This is a genomic window from Croceitalea marina, from assembly GCF_042684265.1.
Lineage (GTDB): Bacteria > Bacteroidota > Bacteroidia > Flavobacteriales > Flavobacteriaceae > Croceitalea > Croceitalea marina.
Map to the genome: position 1 here is coordinate 1 of NZ_JBHULB010000057.1, position 1,908 is coordinate 1,908.

The 1,908-nt window shown below is 28.1% G+C and carries 1 protein-coding gene; it reads left to right on the top strand.

Going from position 1 to position 1,908, the window contains the following annotated elements; genetic code table 11:
* Positions 1-245 precede the first annotated feature (245 nt).
* On the top strand, positions 246-1,637 hold the full coding sequence (locus ACFSQJ_RS14340; protein WP_377767662.1) for an alpha/beta hydrolase: 1,392 nt from the start codon (positions 246-248) through the stop codon (positions 1,635-1,637).
* Positions 1,638-1,908: the final 271 nt, after the last annotated feature.

A 1,908-nucleotide genomic window follows, 5' to 3' on the forward strand; every position in this document is an offset into this window, starting at 1 on the left:
AGAGAGAGGATTATCAATGTTGTCGAAGTCTAAAGCTTCACCGTGTATACTAACCTTAATTCTCTCTTTTGTTCTTTCTGATTATTAAATCAATTTAAAGAGAATCAAACTTAAGCCGTGTATAATTCATTGCTAGTTAGAGCTTACTTACGAAAGTCCTCGCGGACTTTCTATCTGTGATTTATTTGCTAAATTTAGTGCTTAAACACGCAACGAAATCATACACAAACACGTTGCCAGTAATTATGAAAAAAACTTTGAGAATATTTATAACATTTTTGTTTTTTCTGATAGCTCTTGCTTCCTTCAGTCAAAATTCAACGAAAATTCAGTCTGATACACTAACGAAAATAATTACTTCAGATTTTTTCAAAAATGAAAGAACAATTAAAATTTTCATTCCGAAAAACTACAATGAAAATAAAAAATATCCTGTAATCTATACTTTAGATGGTTATGGCCTTTTTAATATCACAAGTAGTTATGCTCACTACTTAATGGAATATGATATCATTCCAAAATCAATAGTTGTCAGTATATATCATACTGATAGAAATTATGAAACTAGTCCAAATTATGGAAATAATGTAAATATTCCAGTAACTGACTTTTTAGAAGGTTCAGAAAAATTAAAAAATCACTTGATAAAAGAGGTTAAGCCGTTAATTGAAAAAGAATTCTCAACATCTAAATTTAGTGTCTTAATTGGACACTCAAATACAGCAACATTTGTTAATGAAATGATATCTGAAAAAGAAAACACTTTTAATTCTTTCATCGCAATAACACCTGACCTACATAATGACCAAGTTATTTTTTTAAAAGACTATCTGAAAAGTAAGAATAGCAAAATATCATATTTCGTATCATCAGGCTTAAAAGATGATACATTTAGATTAGAGTCTGGTAAAAAACTTGACACAATATTTAGAAATACTAATGGAAACTTTAAAGGATTATTTAAAAGTTATGATGCAGGGCATTTAGATTTAGTTCCTAAAAGTTTAAATGATGGTTTGATGTTTTCCTTTTCAGAATATAGAAATTTCTCAAACATTCATAATTTAATTATTGAAACAGATTTTTCAATAAAAGATTTCATAAACAATATCATAAAAAACCAATCTAAAACCTACGACATTGAAAGTGAATTAAACGAAGACGACTTTTTCTACTTGAGCGAAATCGTTGCAAAAAGTAAAAACAAAACTTTAGTAAAAGAAATACTAGATATTAGTGAACAAAACCGTTTTTATCCAAAGAACCACTTGTATTCTGATAAAGCTCAATCATATGAATATGCAGGATTTTACGAAGATGCTCTTGAAAATTGGAAATTACAAATAGAAAACGGAAATCACGAAAACACATTTTACTTTGAAAGACCTTTTCAATTATTGATTCAGAACTTAAACCGACCTAAAGAAGGAATTGAGTTATTAGAAATGGCAATAAAAAAATATCCGAAAGGGGAATTGACTTTTAGGTATTTAATAGCGAAAACAATATTTGAAAACAAATTAAATAAGAGTAAAGGATTAGAAAACATAAATTTCTGCATAAAAAACTTTCAAACCAACAGAAAGTTCAGTATAGAAAATGCGAAAGAATTGAAATCAAAACTTGCAGAAAAATAACTACTGGCAACAACGTATATAGCTCATAGCTAGTCAGTTATTTAATCGAAGTTAAGGTGCATTTGCTAGTCCGCCAAATTTTTAAATTTGGCTCGTGCTTAACCGAAAAAATATTGATAATTTGCACGCTACGAGCCATATACAAGACCGTTGTAAAACATTTGCGAAATGAAAATTCAATATAAAAAACGACAACTGAATTTTAATCTGATTTTCGGAATAATTTGGTTTGTTTATTTTTTTGTTCAATTATACTTTGACGACAAACTTC

Coding starts and splice junctions, on each gene's coding strand:
- ACFSQJ_RS14340 (WP_377767662.1), top strand. CDS start 246: ATGAAAAAAACTTTGAGAATATTTATAACATTTTTGTTTTTTCTGATA.